3 protein-coding genes are annotated in these 3,460 nt (G+C 73.5%); 2 read left to right on the top strand and 1 reads right to left on the bottom strand.

Annotation, left to right across the window (positions count from 1 at the left end; genetic code table 11):
• The coding region (locus ROTAS13_RS21345) for an ABC transporter substrate-binding protein (protein WP_075823341.1) at positions 1-854 on the top strand (854 nt) is incomplete at its 5' end.
• Between the two features lie 114 nt (positions 855-968).
• Positions 969-3,029 (top strand): methyl-accepting chemotaxis protein, encoded by a 2,061-nt coding sequence (locus ROTAS13_RS21340; protein WP_171979190.1) that lies wholly within the window; start codon positions 969-971, stop codon positions 3,027-3,029.
• A gap of 40 nt (positions 3,030-3,069) precedes the next feature.
• Here ROTAS13_RS21340 and ROTAS13_RS21335 read toward each other — a convergent pair.
• On the bottom strand, positions 3,070-3,460 hold a 391-nt coding region (locus ROTAS13_RS21335; RefSeq protein ID WP_139323470.1), incomplete at its 5' end, for a DUF1501 domain-containing protein.

The following is a 3,460-nucleotide window of genomic DNA, read 5'->3' as shown; positions in this document are numbered from 1 at the left end:
GCAATGCGCGGGCGGTGCTGGAGGCCTCGGGGGCGCTGAAGGGCTTCGAGGACCGGATCGCCTGGAGCGAGTTCCCGGCGGCGGCACCGCTGGTGGAGGCGCTGAACGCCGATGCCATCGACACCGGGCTGGTGGGGGATGCGCCCTTCACCTTCGGCGCGGCGGCGGGGGTGCCGGCCAAGGCCATCGCCGCGACGCGCGAGGACCGGGGCGGGCTCGCCATCATCGTGCCGAAGGACAGCCCGGTGAAGGGCATCCAGGACCTCGTGGGCAAGCGCATCGCCACGGGGCGGGGCTCGATCGGGCATCAGGTGGTGCTGGCTGCGCTGGAGCACGCGAAGCTGCCGCTGGATGCGGTGCAGTTCGTCTTCCTGCTGCCGGCGGATGCCAAGGCGGCCTGGTCGCGCGGGGCGGTGGAGGCCTGGGCGACCTGGGAGCCCTATGTGTCGCAGGAAGAGATCCTGAGCGGCGCGCGGATCGTGGCGAGCGGGCGCGGGATCACGCCGGGGCTGGGCTTCCAGGCGGCGCGCGACGACGCCATCGCGCGGCGGCGGGAGGACCTGTCGGAGCTGGTGCGGCGGCTGGCCCAGGCGCGGGAATGGGCCAATGCGAACACCGCCGGCTATGCCCGGACATGGTCGGGGCTGATGAACGTGCCGGCGCCGGTGGCGGAGCACTGGTTCGCGCGGGCGAAGACCCGGGTGGTACCGGTGGACGACGCCGTGGAGCGGGACGAGCAGGGAAACATCGACCTCTATCGCCGCGCCGGGCTGGTGCGGAAGCCGGTGGAGGCGAAGGATCTGCTGGATCGCAGCTTCGCCGGGGCGATCCGGGCCGGGCTCGGCGGGGCGTAGCCTGCCGCCACGGCGCGGTGTTTCGGGTGCCGCGTTCACGGGACGGTAGTTTTCCTGCCGCAACATGCCGCTGCCAGACAGACAGGGGCGCGAGGCATGTTGCGGCGGCTATCGATGAAATCCGTCCTGGGCGGGACGATCTGCGTTCTGGGCGTGCTGACGATCGGGACCTCCGTCCCCGATGTCTGGGGAGGCTGGACCCGGCGTGACAATGCCATCCGCGTCGCCGAGCTGTCGCGGGCGGATGCGGCGCTGTTCAGTGCGCTGAACGAGGCCCGGGTGGAGCGTTCCACCACCCTGGCGGCCATGATCCGGCCGGGCCAGGCGGATGAGGTGGCGCGGCGGCGGATCGCCGAGCGCCGGGCCAGCGGCGAGGAGGCCATGGGCGCCGCCCTGGCCAGCCTGTCCCGGGCGGAGGGCACGGCCGGCCTGATCGAGGCGCTGCGGCAGAATCGCGAGTCGATGGGCGCGCTCCGGGCGCGGCTCGATGCCAGCCTGAACCAGGAGGTGAGCGACGCCGCGGCGATCCAGGAGGCGACGCGGGCGACCCTGGCCTATACCGAGGCGCTCAGCCGTGCCGATGCCCAGATCATGGGGATGATCCGCGAGGCGGCACCGGAACTCGGCCAGGTGATGACGCTGAAGCAGGCGATCTGGAGCGCGCGCCTCGCGGCGGGGCAGATCGGCGGGTTGAACGAGACGCTGCTGGCGGCGGGCCGGGCGCCCACGTCAAAGGAGGCGGCCGACATCGCGGAATGGCATGGGCGGGTGCGCGGCAACTGGGACCAGGTGCTCGACATCGCGGCCCGGCCCGGCACGCCCGAGGCGGTGCGGCAGGCCCTGCTGCCGCTGCGCGAGGCCTTTCCGGACAGCTTCCTGGCGCGGCAGCGCGAGATCGATGGAGACCTGACGGCGGGGCGCCAGGCCATGCCGCTGGCGACCTTCCAGCAACGCAGCAGCGACGACGTGACGGCCGTGTCGGGCGTGGCGCTGGTGGCGCTGAGGCAACTGGTGGCGCGGGCCGAGGCGCGGGCCGAAGAGGCCGGCGTGACGTTGGCCGTCAACGTCATGCTGCTGTTGCTGGCGCTCGCCGTGACGCTGGGCGGGCTGTTTCTGGTGCTGCGCCGCGTCATCGCGCCGATCGGCGCGATGACCGGGGCGATGCGGCGGCTTTCCGTCGGGGAGCTGGAGGTGGAGATCCCGGGCCTCGGCCGGCAGGACGAGATCGGATGCATGGCCGGGGCGCTGGAGGTGTTCCGCGGGAGCATGGTGACGGCGCGTCGGCTGCAGGAGGAGCAGGAGGCGGCGCACCGGGCGGAGCAGCGGCGGGCCGAGATGCTGGGGCAGGTCGTGCGCGGCTTCGAGGGGCAGGTGGGCGAGATGGTTGGGATGCTCTCGGCGGCCTCGACCGAGCTGGAGGCGACGGCCCAGGGCATGTCCGCCACGGCGCGGGGCACGGACGAGCAGGCGGCGCGCGTCTCGGTCGCAGCCGGGGACGCCAGCCAGGGCGTGCAGACCGTGGCGGCTGCGGCGGAGGAGCTGAGCGCCTCGATCCAGGAGATCAGCCGCCAGGTGATGCAGGCGAGCGCGGTGACCTCGCGCGCCGTGGAGGGGGCGCGCCGTACGGACGAGACCATGCGCGCCCTGGCCGAGAGCAGCGGGCGGATCGGCGACGTGGTGCGGCTGATCGCCGATATCGCCGGGCAGACCAACCTGCTGGCGCTGAACGCGACGATCGAGGCCGCGCGGGCGGGCGATGCGGGCAAGGGCTTCGCGGTGGTGGCGTCGGAGGTGAAGAACCTGGCGGCGCAGACGGCGCGGGCGACCGAGGAGATCGGCCAGCAGATCGCGCAGGTTCAGGCAGCGACCCAGGGCGCGGTGGGCGCCATCGGGGAGATCACCCGCACCATCGGCGAGGTCAGCGAGGCGACGGTGACGATCGCGGCGGCGGTGGAGGAGCAGACTGCGGCGACGGCGGAGATCGCCCGCACGGTGCAGCAGACGGCGCAGTCCACCGAGGTGGTGACGGTGAGCATCGGCTCGGTCAGCCAGAGCGCGCAGGAGACCGGGCAGTCCGCCGGGGAGGTCCTGACCGCCGCGGGCGAGCTGTCGCAGCGGTCGGAACGGCTGCGGCAGCAGGTGCTGGACTTCGTGGAGAAGGTGCGGGCGGCCTGATGGAGCGGGGGCGGGTGACGCTTGTGCCCGCCCCGAGCCGTCAGGCCCCGAGCAGCCCGTTCTCGGCGGCCAGCGCCTCGCTGCCGGGAAAGGCGCGGGCGATGGCCTCCGGCGACAGGCGCAGGTGGTCGCGCAGCAGGCCCTTGGCGATGGCGCGCAGGTCGCGGGTGGGAGCGAGGTCGCGCTTCTCGAAAAGCTGTGCCTCGGCGAGCCCGGGCCAGTCGGCCAGGACCCGGCCGCCAGAGACGGCGCCGCCCATCAGGAAGGCAACCCCGCCCGTGCCATGGTCGGTGCCGTTGTTGCCATTGGCGCGAGCGGTGCGGCCGAACTCTGTCATCACCAGCACGGCGGTGTGCCTCCAGGCCTCGCCGAGCTGGCCGCGCAGCGCCGCCATGCCATCGTCGAGCTGGCCCAGCACGGGGGTCAGGCGG

The organism is Roseomonas sp. TAS13 (genome assembly GCF_001950415.1).
GTDB classification, from domain to species: Bacteria; Pseudomonadota; Alphaproteobacteria; order Acetobacterales; family Acetobacteraceae; genus Roseomonas; species Roseomonas mucosa.
The sequence above is the reverse complement of the archived record's forward strand: the minus strand, read 5'-3'. Positions and strand labels throughout refer to the sequence as shown.